Consider the following 18,076-nt stretch of genomic DNA (forward strand, 5'->3'; position numbering starts at 1 on the left):
TCACCACTCTCTCTAGAGAGTTCATGATCCATATCAAATTTATCAATTCTCCCCTTTGTTACTATTATTGCGTGCTATAATTAATCAACTTTGTAAGAGAGTGTTGGTATGAAAGCTGACAACCCTTTTAATTTATTGCCACCAGCTGTAATGGCGCAAGTCGCAGATGATGCCTCTGTTTATAAGGCAAATAAACATCCTGCAATTACTTACTTGTCAGCATTCACTGCCGGTATTTTTATCTCTATCGCATTTGTATTCTATATCACGGCAACAACCGGGGCAGCTGAAGCGCCTTATGGTTTCACTAAACTTATTGGCGGGATTTGTTTCTCCTTAGGCCTGATGTTAGTGGTTGTATGTGGTGCAGACCTTTTCACCTCCACCGTACTCACTATCGTCTCAAAAGCCACAGGTAGAATCACTTGGGGGCAAATGTTCCTCAACTGGTTTAATGTCTATATTGGTAACTTAATTGGCGCGCTGTTCTTTGTTGCACTGATTTGGTTTGCAGGACAATACACCGCAGCCAATGGCCAATGGGGATTAAATGTATTACAAACCACCAGCCATAAATTGCACCATACCTTTATTGAAGCGGTTGCATTAGGAATTTTAGCAAACTTAATGGTTTGCCTTGCCGTTTGGATGAGTTACTCCGGCCGTAGTTTAACTGATAAACTGGTCGTTCTAGTGTTACCTGTCGCGATGTTTGTGGCGAGTGGTTTTGAGCATAGTATTGCAAACATGTTCATGATCCCATTAGGTATTATGATTAAAGAGTTTGCACCTGCTGAATATTGGTCTCAAATAAATATGTCTCCTGATCAATTTTCACACCTAACAGTCGGTAACTTTATTACAGATAACTTAATTCCAGTTACTATCGGAAATATTATTGGCGGCGCGATTTTAGTCGGCCTCATTTATTGGTTTATGCATTTACGTAGTGGCCAAAAACATTAATAGCCACTGACACACACGAAAAGATTTATTAAGATCCCTAAAAGATCCATTGTTAAAAGGTAAAAGTATCATGTCCGAGTTAAATGAAAAATTCGCTTTAGCATGGCAAGGTTTTAACCAAGGTGACTGGCAGAATAACGTCAACGTACGTGATTTCATCCAGAAAAACTACACTCCATATGAAGGTGATGAATCTTTCTTAGCAGGCTCTACTCCAGCAACTGACACGTTGTGGGATAAAGTCATGGAAGGGATCAAAATCGAAAACCGCACTCATGCGCCAGTTGATTTTGACACAGATGTCGCTTCAACCATCACTTCCCATGATGCAGGTTACATTACTAAAGAATTAGAAAAAATTGTTGGTTTACAAACTGATGCACCTCTGAAACGTGGTCTTATCCCGTTCGGTGGTATCAAAATGGTTGAAGGTTCATGCAAAGCTTACGACCGTACTTTAGACCCTGAAATCAAAAAAATCTTCACTGAATACCGTAAAACTCACAACCAAGGTGTTTTCGACGTTTACACGCCAGACATCTTAAAATGCCGTAAATCAGGTATCTTAACGGGTCTACCTGATGCATATGGTCGTGGTCGTATCATCGGTGACTACCGTCGTGTTGCACTGTACGGTATTGATTTCCTGATGAAAGACAAATTTAACCAATTCACCTCTTTGCAAGAAAGATTAGAAAAAGGTGAAGACTTACAAATGACTATCCAACTGCGCGAAGAAATTGCTGAACAGCACCGTGCATTGGGTCAAATGAAAGAAATGGCTGCAAAATACGGTTACGATATTTCTGCACCAGCAACAAACGCACAAGAAGCAGTACAGTGGACTTACTTCGGTTACTTAGCCGCTGTTAAATCACAAAACGGTGCTGCAATGTCATTTGGTCGTGTTTCTACCTTCTTAGACGTGTATATCCAACGTGACTTAGAAGCAGGTAAAATCACCGAACAACAAGCGCAAGAATTAATTGACCACTTAGTCATGAAACTGCGTATGGTACGTTTCTTACGTACTCCTGAATACGATGAGTTGTTCTCTGGTGACCCAATCTGGGCAACTGAATCATTAGCAGGTATGGGCCTTGATGGTCGTACTCTGGTAACGAAAAGCACATTCCGTTTCCTGAACACACTGTATACCATGGGCCCATCTCCTGAGCCAAACATGACTATCCTGTGGTCAGAAAAACTGCCAATGAATTTCAAAAAATTCGCAGCAAAAGTGTCTATCGATACCTCATCAGTTCAGTATGAAAATGATGACCTGATGCGTCCAGACTTCAATAACGATGACTACGCAATCGCATGTTGCGTCAGCCCAATGATTGTTGGTAAACAAATGCAGTTCTTCGGTGCTCGCGCAAACTTAGCGAAAACCATGCTGTATACCATCAATGGTGGTGTTGATGAAAAACTGAAAATGCAAGTAGGTCCTAAACATACACCAATCATGGACGAAGTCTTAGATTTCGATACTGTGATGAACCAAATGGACCACTTCATGGATTGGTTAGCAACTCAGTACGTCACAGCACTGAACTGCATCCACTTCATGCATGATAAATACAGCTATGAAGCTTCACTGATGGCGCTACATGACCGTGATGTTTATCGTACCATGGCTTGTGGTATCGCAGGTCTATCTGTTGCTGCTGACTCACTGTCTGCAATCAAATATGCGAAAGTTAAACCAATTCGTGACGAAGACGGCATTGCTATCGACTTCGAAATCGAAGGTGAATATCCACAATTTGGTAACAACGACTCTCGTGTAGATGATATCGCGTGTGACTTAGTTGAACGTTTCATGAAGAAAATTCAGAAACTGCCTACTTACCGTAACGCGGTACCAACTCAGTCAATCCTGACCATCACATCTAACGTTGTGTATGGTAAGAAAACAGGTAACACACCAGATGGTCGTCGTGCAGGTGCACCATTTGGACCAGGTGCAAACCCAATGCACGGTCGTGACCAAAAAGGTGCGGTAGCTTCACTGACTTCTGTTGCTAAACTGCCATTTGCTTACGCGAAAGATGGTATTTCTTATACTTTCTCTATCGTACCAAATGCGTTAGGTAAAGATGATGACGTTCGTAAAACTAACTTAGCCGGTCTGATGGATGGTTACTTCCACCACGAAGCGTCTATCGAAGGCGGCCAGCACTTAAACGTTAACGTTATGAATCGTGAAATGCTGTTAGATGCAATGGAAAACCCAGAGAAATATCCACAGCTGACTATCCGTGTATCGGGATATGCTGTACGTTTCAATTCACTGACTAAAGAACAACAGCAAGACGTTATTACTCGTACTTTCACAAGCACAATGTAATAATTAGCTTATTAAAATAAAGTAAATTAAAGACCCCGCTTTATGGGGTCTTTTTATCTATACCAGCAACGATATTTTTTCTCTAAAGTTTGCGGTATGACAGATATTTTGGAGTGCCTGCTATGTCTATCGATGATACAAAAACCAAAACAATAGCGATAACTAATATGACAGAAACCCCAACCACACTCGGCCGCATTCATTCATTTGAATCATGCGGAACGGTCGATGGTCCAGGGATCCGTTTTATTGTCTTTTTCCAAGGCTGCTTAATGCGCTGCCTGTATTGCCATAACCGCGATACTTGGGACACCCATGGTGGCAATATCGTCACTGTTGACGAATTAATGAAAGAAGCCGTGACCTATCGCCACTTTATGAATGCGACAGGCGGCGGCGTTACCGCCTCTGGTGGTGAAGCTATCTTACAAGCCGAATTTGTTCGTGACTGGTTCCGCGCATGTAAAAAAGAAAATATTCATACTTGCCTTGATACCAATGGCTTTGTACGCCGCTACGACCCAGTGATTGATGAACTGATGGATGTCACTGACTTAGTGATGCTTGATTTAAAACAAATCGATGATGCAATTCATCAAAAATTAGTGGGTGTTTCTAATCACCGTACTTTGGAATTTGCCCGTTACCTTGCCAAACGCAACCAAAAAACCTGGGTACGCTATGTTGTCGTGCCGGGTTGGAGCGATGACGACCATTCAGTACATTTACTGGGCGAATTTACCAAAGATATGAACAATATCGAGAAAATCGAATTATTACCTTACCATGAGCTTGGTAAACACAAATGGGAAACTATGGGTGAAGAATACAAGCTAGATGGCGCTAGACCACCATCAAAAGAAGTGATGGAACGAGTCAAAAGTATTCTTGAAAGTTATGGTCACAAAGTGATGTACTAAAATTATAGAGGCTCTTTGCAGAGCCTCTTATTTATTTGAAAAGCGGTAAATGGCCAATTAACTGAGTAACTGCTTTTTTATTTCCCACCAAGCCTATCCCTGCCAATTGAATATCTTTATATTGCTGTTCAGATAATTTCTGCTGATATTCATCATAAGTACGGCAAGATTGAGCGAGCAAACTAAAAGGAATGATATAAATATCATCCTTCTGGTAAGCGACCACTTCAATCTCTTTCATATATTGCTCTGCGGATTTTAATATCGGTAATGGTGCATAAATCACCCCTGGGTAATTCATATTATCCAAACTATTAAGATCATTCCCTACCATATTATTGACTTTATTTCCTAAACTCACACCAATTACACTCGCTGCATTCATCGCTAAACCATTCGATAAGTTTTGGTTTACCACGATGGCACAACGGTGTTCTGTTGGATTAAAAATCATCTCTCTTTTCCCTTTTACTGTTTGTTATTGTTCTAAAACACCTCATTATTATTGCATTTAAAGAAAGAAATAGGCTTTCTAACTCAGTCATTACACGCTAAAATTTAGGCAATTTTATCCTATTTTATGCGATTTTAAGGTAAAGGCTTTCATTTATGGCAATAGATAAGACAGAAATAAAAATATTGAAATTACTACAAGATGACGCTCGAATAACGAATCAAGTTCTTGCTGAAAAAGTAGGCATGTCAGCCTCTCCCTGTTGGCGAAGAGTTAAAAAGCTAGAAGAAGAACATGTTATTGAAGGATATCGCGCTATTCTCAATCGTAAAAAAATTGGCTTAGGTGTGATGGTATTTGTTCGCGTTATTATTGATAGCGATAGCGAGGCTGAAGCTCAAAAATTTGAACAAGAAGTGACTGAGCTCGAAAATGTTGTCGCTTGCTACAGTATTGGTGGTGATACCGACTTTTTATTGCAGGTTGTATCTCATGATTTAGACTCCTACGCCGATTTCGCGATGACGGTTATTCGCCGGTTACCGGGTATCAAAGAAATGCAAAGTATGTTTGTACTAAAAGAGATTAAGCCATTGGATGCTTACCCCATATCGCTCATTTAACCGCTGGGTAAATGGCATTTTGCTTACGTATTAATAATAATGATTATTTAATTTACTATTCACTATTAAATTAGGGTTTGGTCTTACTGTATAGAATAAAAAAAACAGCCGTTTTCACTGTACTACTAAATACTCATACTCTATTCAATACATTAAGGTATAGATAATGGTCTTATTACAATAAAAAATATCTTATACAAGAAAATGTTAATCAAAAATACCTTACCAGAATAGTCTGCTTTATAATAAGTTAACTTATCTGCATACTACTGCCGATAAGTTACAAGAATGAGTATAAACTCAGAAAACTTATTAATAATAATATATTGCTAATTCACTACGACTAACAGGTTCCTTTCTTATCATGAATAATGAAAACTTCAGTGCAGATAACAACCCTGCACCTACAATTAACGCACAAACTCAAGCCGATACATTCGTTTTTCACGCAGAACCTCGCACAGTAGATGCAGGTGAAGGTGTTAACTGGATCAGCCAATCATGGTCTCTTGTTAAAGAAAAGCTGGGAATGTGGATCCTAATTAACATCGTTCTGTTTGCGGTGATCTTTATCATTTCAATGATCCCATTCTTGAACTTACTGATTACTTTTATTACGCCTATTTTTATTGGTGGTATTATTGCTATCAGTGAAAATCAACGTAAAACTGGCCAAGCAGAAATTGGGTTATTATTTGCTGGTTTCCAAAATAAATTCGGTACCCTATTTGCCGTTGGTGCCATCAACTTTGCGGCTAACTTAGTAGGCATGATCATCGCATTTATTATCGGTGGTTCTGCTATGTTTGGTTTATTGATGGAAAGCAACCAATATGGTTCACCATCTGACGCGGCTATCCTTGCATCTTCAGGTACATTCTTCTTTGCAATTATTATCATGGCCGTTGCTGCGTTAGTAGGTACTGCCTTGACATGGTTTGCTCCAGCATTGGTTATGAACCACGACTTCACTGTTGGCGCTGCAATTTCTGCAAGCTTACAAGCTGTTAAGAAAAATATCCTGCCAGGTCTCCTGTTCTTTATCGTTTTATCAATCTTAATGATAATTTCAGTAATTCCTTTAGGTTTAGGTTTATTAGTTTCTATGCCAATTATGTATGTTTGCTATTACAGCAGCTACCGCAGCCTGTTTTTCTCACAAGTAAAATAAACCAAAGTGTGATGGTTTAACGACTTTGCTAAATCATTAAATCTAAAAAAGGAAAGCAATTGCTTTCCTTTTTGCTATCCCATACAAATTCACATATATTCCTTTAAATAGTAATCTCCCTCTTTCCTTTCATAAATTGGAGCTGTTTTCCATGTATTTCGATATTACTGATTTAAAACTGTGTGTTAATGTCGCTAATGCAGGGAGCATCACCCATGGAGCGAAACTAACTTATCTTACACTGCAATCTGCAAGTGAACGGATACGTGGGTTAGAAAATGAATTAAACGTAGATATTTTTGTTCGCTCAGTGAAAGGGGTTTCATTATCAAATGCAGGTCATACATTTATTGAGCATGCGAAAACAATTTTGCAGCAAATTGAAGTAATGCAAGATGAACTGCAGCAATATAGTCGACACCTGCGTGGGCATATTAATATTCTTTGTAATACCTCTGCTCAAATGGAGTTTTTACCTGCCCGTGTTAGTGCTTATTTACGCCAGCACCCTGCGATGTCTGTGTCAGTGAAGGAAATGCCAAGTACTAATATCGTCACTGCAATCAGAAATAAAATCGCTGATATCGGTGTTATCGCAGATTCTACTGATCTCACCGGGCTGGATATCCGGCCATTCAGCTCAGATGAATTAGTTGTTTTTGTCCATAAAGATAGCCTTTGGGCAAACCGAGAAAATGTTCCATTTTCTGACATTATTGATGCTGAATTTATTGGTTTAATGGAAGATAACCCATTACAAAAACATATTGATAATAACGCCAAACAACAAGGCAGGCGGCTAAATTACCGGGTACGTATGCCAACATTAGATGCTGTAATGCAAGGAGTTAATGATGGCATTGGCATAGCCATTATTCCCAAACAAGCGGCACAGCGTAGCCAGCTCTCTGCGAGTAAAATAGTGCAATTGACTGAAATTTGGGCATGCCGAAAATTAGTTATCTGTGCACGAGATTTCAACCAATTACCTGATTACACTAATGAGTTTGTTAATTTCTTAATTAATTGGTCATCTGAAGGCTAATTTTGTCGCCATGTAAATTCCTAATCCGATCAAACCAATAAAAAAGCAACGACGGAATAATTTCTCGCTAATAATCTTGCGAAAATATTGACCAAGGTACATTCCACCAATAGCTGGTATTAAGGCAAAGGCAGATAAACTCCAATTAATATCATATTGTTGCTGGTCAATGGATAACTTGATTGCTAATGCAACTGTTGATGCGGTAAATGCTAACCCTAGAGCCTGAATAAGCTCATTTTTATTTAATTTTAAGGTTTGCAAATAAGGGACTGCTGGAATAACAAATACACCCGTAGCAGCCGTAATCACACCTGTGATATACCCCACTGTTGGTGAAAGCCATATTTCATGTTTCTTGGATGATGGCATTTTTTTTGCGATTAACCCCCATATTCCATAGATAATAAGCACGAAACCAAGTGCAGGTAGTGTCCAACCAGATGCTGAGGTTAAAGAAGGTAAAAAACTGAATATGGTGCCAAGTACCACCCCAATAATAAAACCACTGAGCCGTTTGATTAGTGCCATAAATTGTGGGCCAATCAATAATTGCCATATATTCGTGATTAACGAGGGAATAATTAACAAGCTAGCAGCGGCAGCAGGCTCCATTGACGTGCTTAATAACCCCATTGCGATTGTCGGTAACCCTAACCCAATCACCCCTTTTACAAGGCCTGCTAGTAAGAAAACACCAATAATTACACCCATTTATTTCGCTCCGATAAATTTACTTTACCGTAGAGTAATGTCCTACATTGAATAGTGCTATTTGGAAAATATTGAGGGGGGATCAGGTTTAGCCTGAGGATACGTTTTCAAAATGCTTTAAATTTGCAAAAAAAACGCGACTACTATGAGTCGCGTTTTACTTTTGAAGAAGTAACGGAAATTAACCGATGTACTCTAACCCTTTCATATATGGGCGTAATACTTCTGGAACTTCAATACGGCCATCTGCTAATTGGTAGTTTTCTAAAATCGCCACCAATGTACGACCAACCGCTAAACCAGAACCATTCAGAGTATGAACAAGTTGTGTTTTCTTATCACTCTTACCGCGGAAGCGAGCTTGCATACGACGCGCTTGGAAATCCCACATGTTTGAACAAGATGAAATTTCACGATAAGTATTTTGCGCTGGTAGCCATACTTCTAAGTCATAAGTTTTACGTGAACCAAAACCAATATCACCGGTGCATAAAATCACTTTACGATAAGGTAAGTTCAGTAATTGTAATACTTTCTCTGCATGGCCAGTCAGCTCTTCCAATGCATCCATAGATTTTTCTGGATGTACGATTTGCACTAACTCAACTTTGTCAAATTGGTGCATACGGATCAAACCACGTGTATCACGGCCATAAGATCCCGCTTCAGAACGGAAACAAGGTGTGTGTGCTGTCATTTTCAGAGGAAGTGAGTCTTCATCTAAAATTTCATCACGAACCAAGTTAGTCACAGGTACTTCAGCTGTTGGAATCAAAGCATAAGTGCTGCTGTCTGCTTCTTCTTCCAGTGGTTTAGTATGAAATAAGTCTTCACCAAACTTTGGTAATTGGCCAGTTCCGTAAAGCGTGTCATGGTTGACTAAATACGGAACATACAATTCTTGGTAGCCATGTTGTTCAGTATGTAAATCAAGCATGAATTGTGCCAATGCACGGTGCATACGAGCAATTTGCCCTTTCATGACAACAAAACGTGCACCCGTCAGTTTTACCGCAGCTGGAAAGTCTAAGCCGCCAGATAGCTCACCAAGGCTAACATGGTCTTTAACTTCGAAATCATACTGGCGAGGCTCCCCCCAACGAGCCACTTCAACGTTGTCAGAATCATCTTTACCGTCAGGTACTTGGTCATCAGGGATATTCGGGATACTCAAGGCAATATCACGGATTTCTTGTTGCAGCTTTTCAAGCTCCGCTTTTGCAGAATCCAATTTTTCGCCTAATTGGTTAACTTCTAGACGTAATGGTTCGATATCTTCACCACGTGCTTTTGCCGCACCAATAGTTTTCGATCGCGAGTTACGGTCTGCTTGCAGGGTTTCAGTTTCAACTTGTAAAACTTTGCGGCGTTCTTCTAATTCACGCAGCTTTTCCACATCAAGGGTAAAACCCCTGCGAGCCAGTTTTTCAGCAACCGCGTCTAGCTCCGTACGCAGTAAATTGGGATCGAGCATGCTTATCCTGTGATTATTGTTAGTAATTAATGATACTTTTTGAGGTGCATTCCAGCACAACAAATAAAGTAAAGTATTTCGCTATATAACCTTACCGCATTGCCCAGTTTAGCGATAGCGTTTTGTGGTGCTAATTTGATCCTGTTGGGCTAACCAGTCTAGTTTTTCAGCAAACTTGCTTTCTTGACCCCGTTTCGTAGGGTAGTAATAACGTGTTGTTTGCATAGGTTCAGGAAAATAGTTTTCCCCTGCCGCATAAGCGTTAGGTTCATCATGCGCATAACGATACTCCTTCCCAGCTCCCATTTCTTTTAATAGTTTAGTTGGGGCATTTCGAAGATGTTCTGGCACATCGTAATCCGGTTGCATTTGTGCATCTTTAATCGCAGCTTTATAGGCGGTATAAACCGCGTTACTTTTTGGTGCACAAGCTAAATAAACAATGGCTTGGGCAATTGCACGCTCACCTTCGGCAGGCCCCACTCGAGTAAAGCAATCCCAAGCTGAAATGGCTACTTGCATCGCACGAGGATCCGCATTACCCACATCTTCTGATGCAATTGCAAGTAACCGACGAGCAACATACAAAGGGTCACCACCCGCAGTGATGATCCTTGCAAACCAATATAGTGCGGCATCCGGTGCTGATCCTCTGATAGACTTATGCAGCGCAGAAATTAAGTCGTAATAACGGTCGCCTTTGTTATCAAACCTTGCGGTTCGTTCACCACTGACTTCTTTTAATAAATCAGCGGTTAAAATACGCTGCCCTTGGCCATCCGCTTCGGCCATATCCGCCATCATTTCCAGCAGATTTAATGAACGCCTAGCATCCCCATTAACCAACTGAGCAACCATTTTGCGCGTGCTGTCAGGTAGAACAATATTTTGCCCACCAAGGCCACGAGATGAGTCTGCCAGCGCTTGCAGCAATACTTGTTCAATATCATTCTCTTCAAGAGATTTAAGCAAATACACCCTAGCACGTGATAACAACGCAGAGTTTAATTCAAATGATGGGTTTTCTGTTGTCGCACCAATAAATGTAATCGTGCCATCTTCTATGTGCGGTAAAAATGCATCTTGCTGGCTTTTATTAAAACGATGAACTTCATCCACAAATAAAATGGTTCTTCGCCCTGCACTACGATTTTGCCGAGCCTTTTCAATGGATTCTCGGATTTCCTTAATACCAGAGGTAACCGCTGAGATGCGTTCAATATCGGCTTGTGCATAATTGCCAATAATTTCAGCAAGGGTTGTTTTGCCTGTTCCTGGGGGCCCCCATAAAATCATGGAGTGCAGATGACCCGCTTTAATCGCACGCGGTAACGGTTTGCCCTCTGCCAATAAATGCTTTTGGCCAATATATTGTTCAAGGGTTTCAGGCCGCATTCTTGCTGCTAAAGGTTGAAATTCATTCTGCGAAAAATCAAGAGACAGGTTACCCACTATATCCTCTTTTTTACCTCTTAAAATACCTTATATATTAACCAGCAAATACTCATGTTGCTGGTTAATATTTTTTCTAATCAAGCTTATTTTGCGTTTGAGCGCTGGTCATCTAAAGTGACACCTTTTGGCACAGTAAACTTGAATTTACTTGCATCAACGCGACCATTTTTTTGCTCTTTTAATTGATAAGCACTGGTTTGGCCATCTTGTTCAACCGCTGAAAACTGCTCAATCGTCCCTTGGGGAGAAACTGTAATGGAAAAACGTTTTAAAGTTCCATTAGTTTGTTTTGGTTTTAAATCAAACGTATTTCCTTGTTGGATGATTGAGTACTGTTTCCAATCTTTCGGGTCGTTACGTGTAATTAGTAGAAATGGCGTATCCTGCGTAGCATCCGCTAAATTAGTTACGGTCACTTGTTCTACAAACGGATTATAAAACCACAAATTTTTTCCATCTGACACCAGTACACTTTCATCCGGTGATGTCATGTTCCAATTAAATAAATTTGGGCGCTCAAGCCATAAATCTCCAACACCTTCTTGAATCAAATCCCCTTCAGGACTTGTCACTTTTTGCGAGAAGCTAGCTTGGAAGCTATTGACCTTATTCAAACGTTCTTGAAGGTCTTCGCTTGCGTCTGCCAATACTTGGCCAATATGTAAACTCAGGGCTAACGCACCCAATAACATCATTTTTTTCATCGATGAAAGACCTTAAAATTATTACCTTAAGAGGCGTCCCGTCTTTATACACCCCTTAAATTAAACCAGCAATCAGCACACTAAATTATTAATGTCCCATTGACGGAGGAGCAAGAACTTCACGGTTACCATTGTGCCCTTGCTCACTGACAATGCCTTGGACCTCCATTTGCTCAACAATCCTTGCAGCACGGTTATAACCGATCCTGAATTGGCGTTGAACCCCAGAAATGGAAACTCGTTGTTTCTCAACAACAAACTCAACAGCTTGGTCAAACAGTGGATCGAGCTCTTCGCCACCACTATCATAACCACCGCCTTCGCTATCATCACTACAGGTTGTAATGCTATCAATATATTGTGGTTTACCGCGAGCTTTCCAATCATTCACAACGGCATGAACCTCTTGGTCACGGACAAAGGCGCCGTGCACCCGCACTGGAATTGAAGAGTTTGGCGGTAAATACAGCATATCCCCCATACCGAGTAAAGACTCCGCACCGCCTTGGTCAAGGATCGTGCGCGAGTCAATTTTACTGGATACCGTAAATGCAATCCGCGTTGGAATATTTGCTTTGATTAACCCTGTAATAATATCAACCGATGGTCGTTGGGTTGCCAATACCAAATGGATACCCGCTGCACGTGCCTTTTGCGCCAATCGTGCAATTAGCTCTTCCACTTTTTTACCTGCCGTCATCATTAAGTCAGCAAACTCATCAACCATGACAACAATGTAAGGTTCTTTTTTCAGCATTGGATGCTCTGTATCCATACTATCACCAGGTTTCCAATGCGGATCAGGAATTGGCCGGCCCATTTCTTCTGCCGCTTTGATGCGGTCGTTATAACCCGCTAGGTTACGTACCCCTAATGCAGACATGAGTTTATAACGACGTTCCATTTCATTCACGCACCAGCGCAAGGCATTTGCCGCATCTTTCATGTCAGTAACCACTTCTGTCAATAGATGCGGGATACCTTCATAAATGGATAATTCGAGCATTTTCGGGTCAATCATGATAAAGCGAACATCTTCTGGTTTCGCTTTATACAAAATGCTGAGGATCATTGCATTGACCCCTACAGATTTACCAGAGCCGGTTGTCCCCGCAACGAGTAAATGTGGCATTTTTGCTAAATCAGCAACGACAGGATCGCCTTCAATATCTTTCCCTAAGACAATAGTGAGAGGAGATGGATTTTTGCGGAAGTCATCGCAATCTAATACCTCACTCAAGTAAACAGTTTGCCGTTTCTCATTAGGGAGCTCTAGGCCTACATAAGGTTTGCCCGGTATCACTTCTACAACACGTACGGCTACGGTTGACAACGAACGAGCAAGGTCACGTGACAATGTAGATATCCTTGCTGCTTTTACTCCCGGCGCTAGATCAAGCTCAAACCGAGTAATGACAGGGCCTGGAGAGAACCCAACTACTTCGGCTTTAACACGATAATCATTGAGCCTCGCTTCAATCAACCTCGCTGTTTGTTCTAGTTTGAACATGTCCACTGGCTCTTCTTGCGCTGGCGGGCTTGCCAGCAAATCAAGAGATGGCATTGGCGTTGTTGGTTTCGGTAATGGTTGGTCATTACGCACTAAGAACGGGTGGAATAAGCTATCTTGCTGTGGCTGCTGTGGCTGCTGTGGCTGCTGTGGCTGCTGTGGCTGCTGTGGCTGCTGTGGCTGCTGTGGCTGCTGTGGCTGCTGTGGCTGCTGTGGCTGCTGTGGCTGCTGTGGCTGCGCAAAAGTTTGTGTTACTGATGGTGAGTTGCCAAGCCCTTCAGCAATATTATCAATATTATTTTGCGGAGCCGTAGGTAGAACAGAAGACGTACTAAATGACGGCATAAATAATGGGTCAGCAGGCTCGTTGTCAACCAAATCATCAACAGGGGTAAAACTATCCAGTACAGAGAACTCTTTTCTTAAATCAATTCTAGGCTCAAAGTCCTCTTGTACTTGCGAAGAATACTCTTGCGTGAACTGAGGTTGATAGCCATTATCAACGACTGGCGCAACTTCCTCAGGCTCTGGAATTGTATGCGTATTATTGGACTGTTGTGAAGCCGACGCCCAACGGTGTTCAATTTCTGGCTGCGTAAATGAGCTGATTTTATTTTCTGTCATTGGCTCATTTTGTAATGGTTCTTCATCTGAATGTACGCTATTTAATGGCGCTTCATAATCCGTTTCATCAACTTCACCATAACGTTCGCGTTGCTGCTCTAAAAACTGCGCTCGTAGTAATTCACCTTGTTGTGCTTCATCATCAGTTTCAAGTTGCTCAGACTCACTCGCAGACCACTGCTGATATATCTGCTCACGTTTAGAAGCTTCTTCTTCACGCCGCTGTAGTTCTGCATCACGTAACGATGGAATGCGAATACCATATAACTCACGACGAGTCGGTAAGCGAACAGGGTTTGGCCGCGGAAGCTCTGGTTCCATATTTTGTTTAACCTGAGCATGACGTTCCAGCGCAGCCACTGAAATACCCGCAGCTGCTAATGCCGCAGGGTTAGAGACCCTTTCAGTGACTGATGAAGGAATAACACTTTGCGTTATATTGGTAGTGTCAAATGATGGAACTGAGTGAGTTTGTGATTCAAAAGCCGCTTGCTGAACGGGCGTTTCTTGTTTATCCGAATACTCTTGGTAAGCGGTATTACCTTGTTTTTGTGATTCTGATTGTTGATTATGCTGAACACTAAACAACTGTTCTTCTGGTGCAACATATGGCGACGCTTGAGCTAACGGCTCATTAACGGTATCTGAAGTTGTATCAAAACCAGCACCAAGCTTAGGCTGGTAATCTTCAGGTACTTCAAAATGATATGTGCTCGGCTCATCCACTGCAGAGAAGGCCGTTACTGGAACTTGCTCAGACACGCTTTGATTCACCAATGGGATTGCGTTTTCTGTCGCTGTCATCGCTTCATTCGTCGTTTTTTCCGTTGTTGGAGCGATTTCAGTGACTAATTCAGCCACTGTGGGAGCAGAAAATAAAATATCATCCGCATCAATATTTTCTAGATCGTCATTGGCCCTGTGCTCAGCTTCTTGCGCACGCTGTAAAGCCCCTTCAGTCTCTTCAACGTCATAATCATAGTTATCTAAATCATCTCCCCTTGCTCGATTTGTCAGCAACGTAATTGGGAGAAGCACAGCCGCACCAATTTTTTCTGCGATTGTAAGCCATGACCACCCAGTAAACAGGGTAAAGCTTATTGCCCATAAAAATAGCAATGCTAACGTAGCGCCTAATGAATTGAACCACGGCATAATGGCACTGCTAAATACACTGCCAATCACTCCACCAGAGGCGAAGTTAGGTAAGTCGTCAAAATTGAGAGCCGCGAGTCCACAAGAGGATAAAATAAGTGCTAAACCACCGATTAATCTTAATGATAAAGAGAAAAAGTCAATATATCGGCGCTGACTTTCGTATTGAAAAATCGCCCAGCACCCTAGAAGTAATAAGGGGGGAATAGCAAATGCAAGAATACCAAAAGCCGAGAAAAGGATGTCAGCGCTCCATGAACCAACACTTCCCCCTAAATTCTTCACTGGGGCATTCCAAGTTGTCTGTGACCAGCTTGGATCTGAAGGGCTGAAGCTCAATAAAGCCACCATTAAGAAGAGTGCGCTCAAGCATATTGCGAGCAAAATAACCTCTAATAGCCGCCTTCCGCTACTTAGTTTTTTAAATTTGATGTGTTTATCTTCTGTATATTCTTGGCTCATTATTGTTTCTTTGCTAACTGATGTTCTTGACTAACCTAGGTTTATTCTACCATTAAACGACTGACTCTGCCTGCTTTACAACATCTAAGGTAAATCAGGGCATTATGAAAACGCTAAGGTGCAGTATTCCATCTAATGTATGACGATTCAATTTCTATTTCTCATCAAAAGTCCTAAATATTTATAGCTTTAGAATCAATAAATTGAAAATAAAATTTATCAATTGCTAAGTAATTTTTGCAAGATAACACAGAAAGACTGGGATTGCGGTCAGACAATGCCTTTTAAAGACGAGACATTACGTTTTTATCTAGCAGCAAATGAGGTGAGAAAAACGGAACAACGCTGAGTAAACTCAGCGTTGAAACTGCAGTGCGGCAACAAAGCTGAAATGCTGTGCTGAAGCGAGGTTAAAAAGCTATGATTAGCGAGTTTTGATCACTAAGCGATTGCTTTGTTTAACTTCTTCCATAACTACATAGGTGCGAGTGTCGTTTACACCTGGTAAACGTAACAGAGTTTCACCTAACAGTTTACGATATGCGGACATATCTGGCACACGCGTTTTCAACAGGTAGTCAAAGTCACCAGAAACCAAGTGACATTCCTGAATTTCTTCCAATTTTTGAACTGCAGTATTGAATTGCTCAAACACATCAGCTGCACCGCGGTTGAGTGTAATTTCAACAAACACGAGTAAAGATGCATCTAAGTAGTGTGGGTTTAATAACGCCGTATAGCCAGAGATAAATCCTTGTCTCTCAAGACGACGCACACGCTCTAAACAAGGTGTTGGGGATAAACCAACTCGTTTAGATAATTCTACGTTAGAAATTCGCCCGTCTTTTTGTAGCTCGTTTAATATATTCCTGTCGATACGGTCAAGGTCTTTGCCTGGACGCTTTTTATTGTCAATCATCTCTTTATCTCTCTTTCTCTAATTGTTATTTTCTACATCTAAAAATAAGCACCTTAGCCACCACCTTTTTTATTTAGGAATTCGTGTTCAGGAGCAAATTTTGTTCGTAATGCTGAAGTTAGTGTGAATGTAATTATCACCCACAATTTTTACTTGTATTTTAAATTTGTAAGTAGTGTAAAGTTAATTTTCCAGTGAGAACAAAAATGCGCCATTTCCATTGATCCGCTAGATAATTAACTCTTACACTGATGTTTTCGCAAATGCGCAGCCGATTGTCAAAGCAAATGAATAAAAATCAGTACAAGATTTCGCTTTTTTTTCCAGTAAAACGTTTCGCAGCCTTAATTCAAGATAATTCCTAAAAATTGTGATGCGTGACACAAGCAACTTTTTGTCACACTTTTTTACATTTTGTCGGTTTTACCTATTAATGAAATAAGCCAAATGAAACTAAGTCGCACTTAAACCACTTTTGTTAGCCTCTTATTTCTCCTACAATCTGATAAATGCTTTTTAGATTAAAGAGGAATTCATGAGCACAACAACACATCGCAAGTTAATCATTCTTGGTTCTGGCCCAGCTGGCTATACTGCGGCTGTCTATGCTGCACGTGCAAACTTAAACCCAGCATTGATTACTGGGGTGGAAAAAGGCGGTCAATTGACCACCACAACTGAAGTTGAAAACTGGCCTGGTGACCCAGAAGGTTTAACTGGCCCAGGGCTTATGGAACGCATGCATGAGCACGCGTCAAAATTTGATACTGAAATCATTTCTGACCATATCCAAAAAGTGGACTTAAAACAACGTCCTTTCCGTTTAATTGGCGATGAAAATGAATATACCTGTGACGCTTTAATTATTGCGACAGGCGCTTCCGCACGTTATATCGGTCTGCCTTCAGAAGAAGCGTTCAAAGGCCGTGGCGTTTCAGCTTGTGCAACCTGTGATGGTTTCTTCTATCGTAATCAAAAAGTGGCTGTCGTTGGTGGTGGAAACACCGCGGTAGAAGAAGCGCTGTACCTTTCTAATATTGCATCAGAAGTCCATTTAATTCATCGCCGTGATAGCTTCCGTGCAGAAAAAATCCTTATTAACCGTTTAATGGATAAAGTTGAAAACGGTAATATTATCCTGCATACCGACCGTACATTAAATGAAGTCTTAGGTGATGACATGGGGGTTACAGGTGTGCGCTTAGAGTGTACTAAAACACACGCAACAGAAGATATCCCTGTTATGGGCGCATTTATTGCCATCGGCCACAGTCCAAATACGGGCATTTTTGAAGGTCAACTCGATTTAGACAACGGTTATATTAAAGTGCAATCAGGCACCCAAGGTAATGCGACCCAAACCTCTGTTGAAGGTGTGTTCGCTGCCGGTGATGTCATGGACCACATCTACCGTCAAGCCATTACCTCTGCGGGCACAGGCTGTATGGCCGCCTTAGATGCAGAGCGTTATCTTGATGGCTTAGCATCTAAATAATCAATAAATTATTGTGATTTAAATAGGCTTCA

At 41.2% G+C, this 18,076-nt stretch carries 14 protein-coding genes; 7 read left to right on the forward strand and 7 right to left on the reverse strand.

Features of this window, described 5'->3' with window-relative positions; all coding sequences use genetic code 11:
• The first annotated feature begins 108 nt into the window (after positions 1-108).
• The 3 genes from focA to pflA all read left to right on the forward strand — a co-directional run bounded on the left by focA (position 109) and on the right by pflA (position 4,239).
• A complete protein-coding gene (focA, locus tag ACU696_RS16825) occupies positions 109-966 on the forward strand; it encodes a formate transporter FocA (protein ID WP_109911032.1) in 858 nt (285 codons plus the stop codon).
• Between the two features lie 70 nt (positions 967-1,036).
• A complete protein-coding gene (pflB, locus tag ACU696_RS16830; RefSeq protein WP_109911031.1) occupies positions 1,037-3,319 on the forward strand; it encodes a formate C-acetyltransferase in 2,283 nt (760 codons plus the stop codon).
• Between the two features lie 167 nt (positions 3,320-3,486).
• Entirely contained in the window at positions 3,487-4,239 is a 753-nt protein-coding gene (pflA, locus tag ACU696_RS16835) for a pyruvate formate lyase 1-activating protein (protein WP_209101639.1), read from the forward strand.
• A gap of 31 nt (positions 4,240-4,270) precedes the next feature.
• Here pflA and ACU696_RS16840 read toward each other — a convergent pair whose 3' ends face one another.
• Positions 4,271-4,693, reverse strand: coding sequence for a DUF2000 domain-containing protein (locus tag ACU696_RS16840; RefSeq protein ID WP_164529054.1), 423 nt, complete (start codon positions 4,691-4,693; stop codon positions 4,271-4,273).
• Between the two features lie 155 nt (positions 4,694-4,848).
• On the opposite strand from ACU696_RS16840, the gene ACU696_RS16845 reads away from it, so the two are divergent.
• The 3 genes from ACU696_RS16845 to ACU696_RS16855 all read left to right on the forward strand — a co-directional run bounded on the left by ACU696_RS16845 (position 4,849) and on the right by ACU696_RS16855 (position 7,532).
• Positions 4,849-5,316, forward strand: coding sequence for an Lrp/AsnC family transcriptional regulator (locus tag ACU696_RS16845; RefSeq protein ID WP_004909485.1), 468 nt, complete (start codon positions 4,849-4,851; stop codon positions 5,314-5,316).
• A gap of 364 nt (positions 5,317-5,680) precedes the next feature.
• The gene (locus ACU696_RS16850; RefSeq protein WP_004909482.1) at positions 5,681-6,487 is read left to right on the forward strand and encodes a BPSS1780 family membrane protein; all 807 of its coding nucleotides are present in this window, start codon (positions 5,681-5,683) and stop codon (positions 6,485-6,487) included.
• Positions 6,488-6,638: 151 nt separating this feature from the next.
• The gene (locus ACU696_RS16855; protein ID WP_109911030.1) at positions 6,639-7,532 is read left to right on the forward strand and encodes a LysR substrate-binding domain-containing protein; all 894 of its coding nucleotides are present in this window, start codon (positions 6,639-6,641) and stop codon (positions 7,530-7,532) included.
• Here the strand turns inward: ACU696_RS16855 and ACU696_RS16860 are convergent.
• The 6 genes from ACU696_RS16860 to lrp all read right to left on the reverse strand — a co-directional run bounded on the left by ACU696_RS16860 (position 7,518) and on the right by lrp (position 16,549).
• Positions 7,518-8,246, reverse strand: coding sequence for a sulfite exporter TauE/SafE family protein (locus ACU696_RS16860; RefSeq protein ID WP_004909475.1), 729 nt, complete (start codon positions 8,244-8,246; stop codon positions 7,518-7,520). The genes ACU696_RS16855 and ACU696_RS16860 overlap by 15 nt on opposite strands.
• A gap of 181 nt (positions 8,247-8,427) precedes the next feature.
• Complete coding sequence (serS, locus tag ACU696_RS16865) at positions 8,428-9,720, reverse strand: serine--tRNA ligase (protein ID WP_004909472.1); 1,293 nt, start codon at positions 9,718-9,720, stop codon at positions 8,428-8,430.
• A 108-nt stretch (positions 9,721-9,828) separates the two neighbouring features.
• Positions 9,829-11,172, reverse strand: a complete 1,344-nt coding sequence (locus ACU696_RS16870) for a replication-associated recombination protein A (RefSeq protein WP_004909469.1) — start codon at positions 11,170-11,172, stop codon at positions 9,829-9,831.
• Between the two features lie 86 nt (positions 11,173-11,258).
• Positions 11,259-11,879, reverse strand: a complete 621-nt coding sequence (gene lolA / locus ACU696_RS16875; protein ID WP_004909466.1) for an outer membrane lipoprotein chaperone LolA — start codon at positions 11,877-11,879, stop codon at positions 11,259-11,261.
• A gap of 88 nt (positions 11,880-11,967) precedes the next feature.
• Entirely contained in the window at positions 11,968-15,630 is a 3,663-nt protein-coding gene (locus tag ACU696_RS16880) for a DNA translocase FtsK 4TM domain-containing protein (protein ID WP_447343203.1), read from the reverse strand.
• A gap of 424 nt (positions 15,631-16,054) precedes the next feature.
• The gene (lrp, locus tag ACU696_RS16885) at positions 16,055-16,549 is read right to left on the reverse strand and encodes a leucine-responsive transcriptional regulator Lrp (protein ID WP_004256338.1); all 495 of its coding nucleotides are present in this window, start codon (positions 16,547-16,549) and stop codon (positions 16,055-16,057) included.
• A gap of 535 nt (positions 16,550-17,084) precedes the next feature.
• Here lrp and trxB point away from each other — a divergent pair.
• On the forward strand, positions 17,085-18,044 hold the full coding sequence (gene trxB / locus ACU696_RS16890) for a thioredoxin-disulfide reductase (protein WP_109911028.1): 960 nt from the start codon (positions 17,085-17,087) through the stop codon (positions 18,042-18,044).
• Positions 18,045-18,076: the final 32 nt, after the last annotated feature.

The sequence above is a fragment of the Providencia sp. PROV_01 genome, assembly GCF_053098325.1.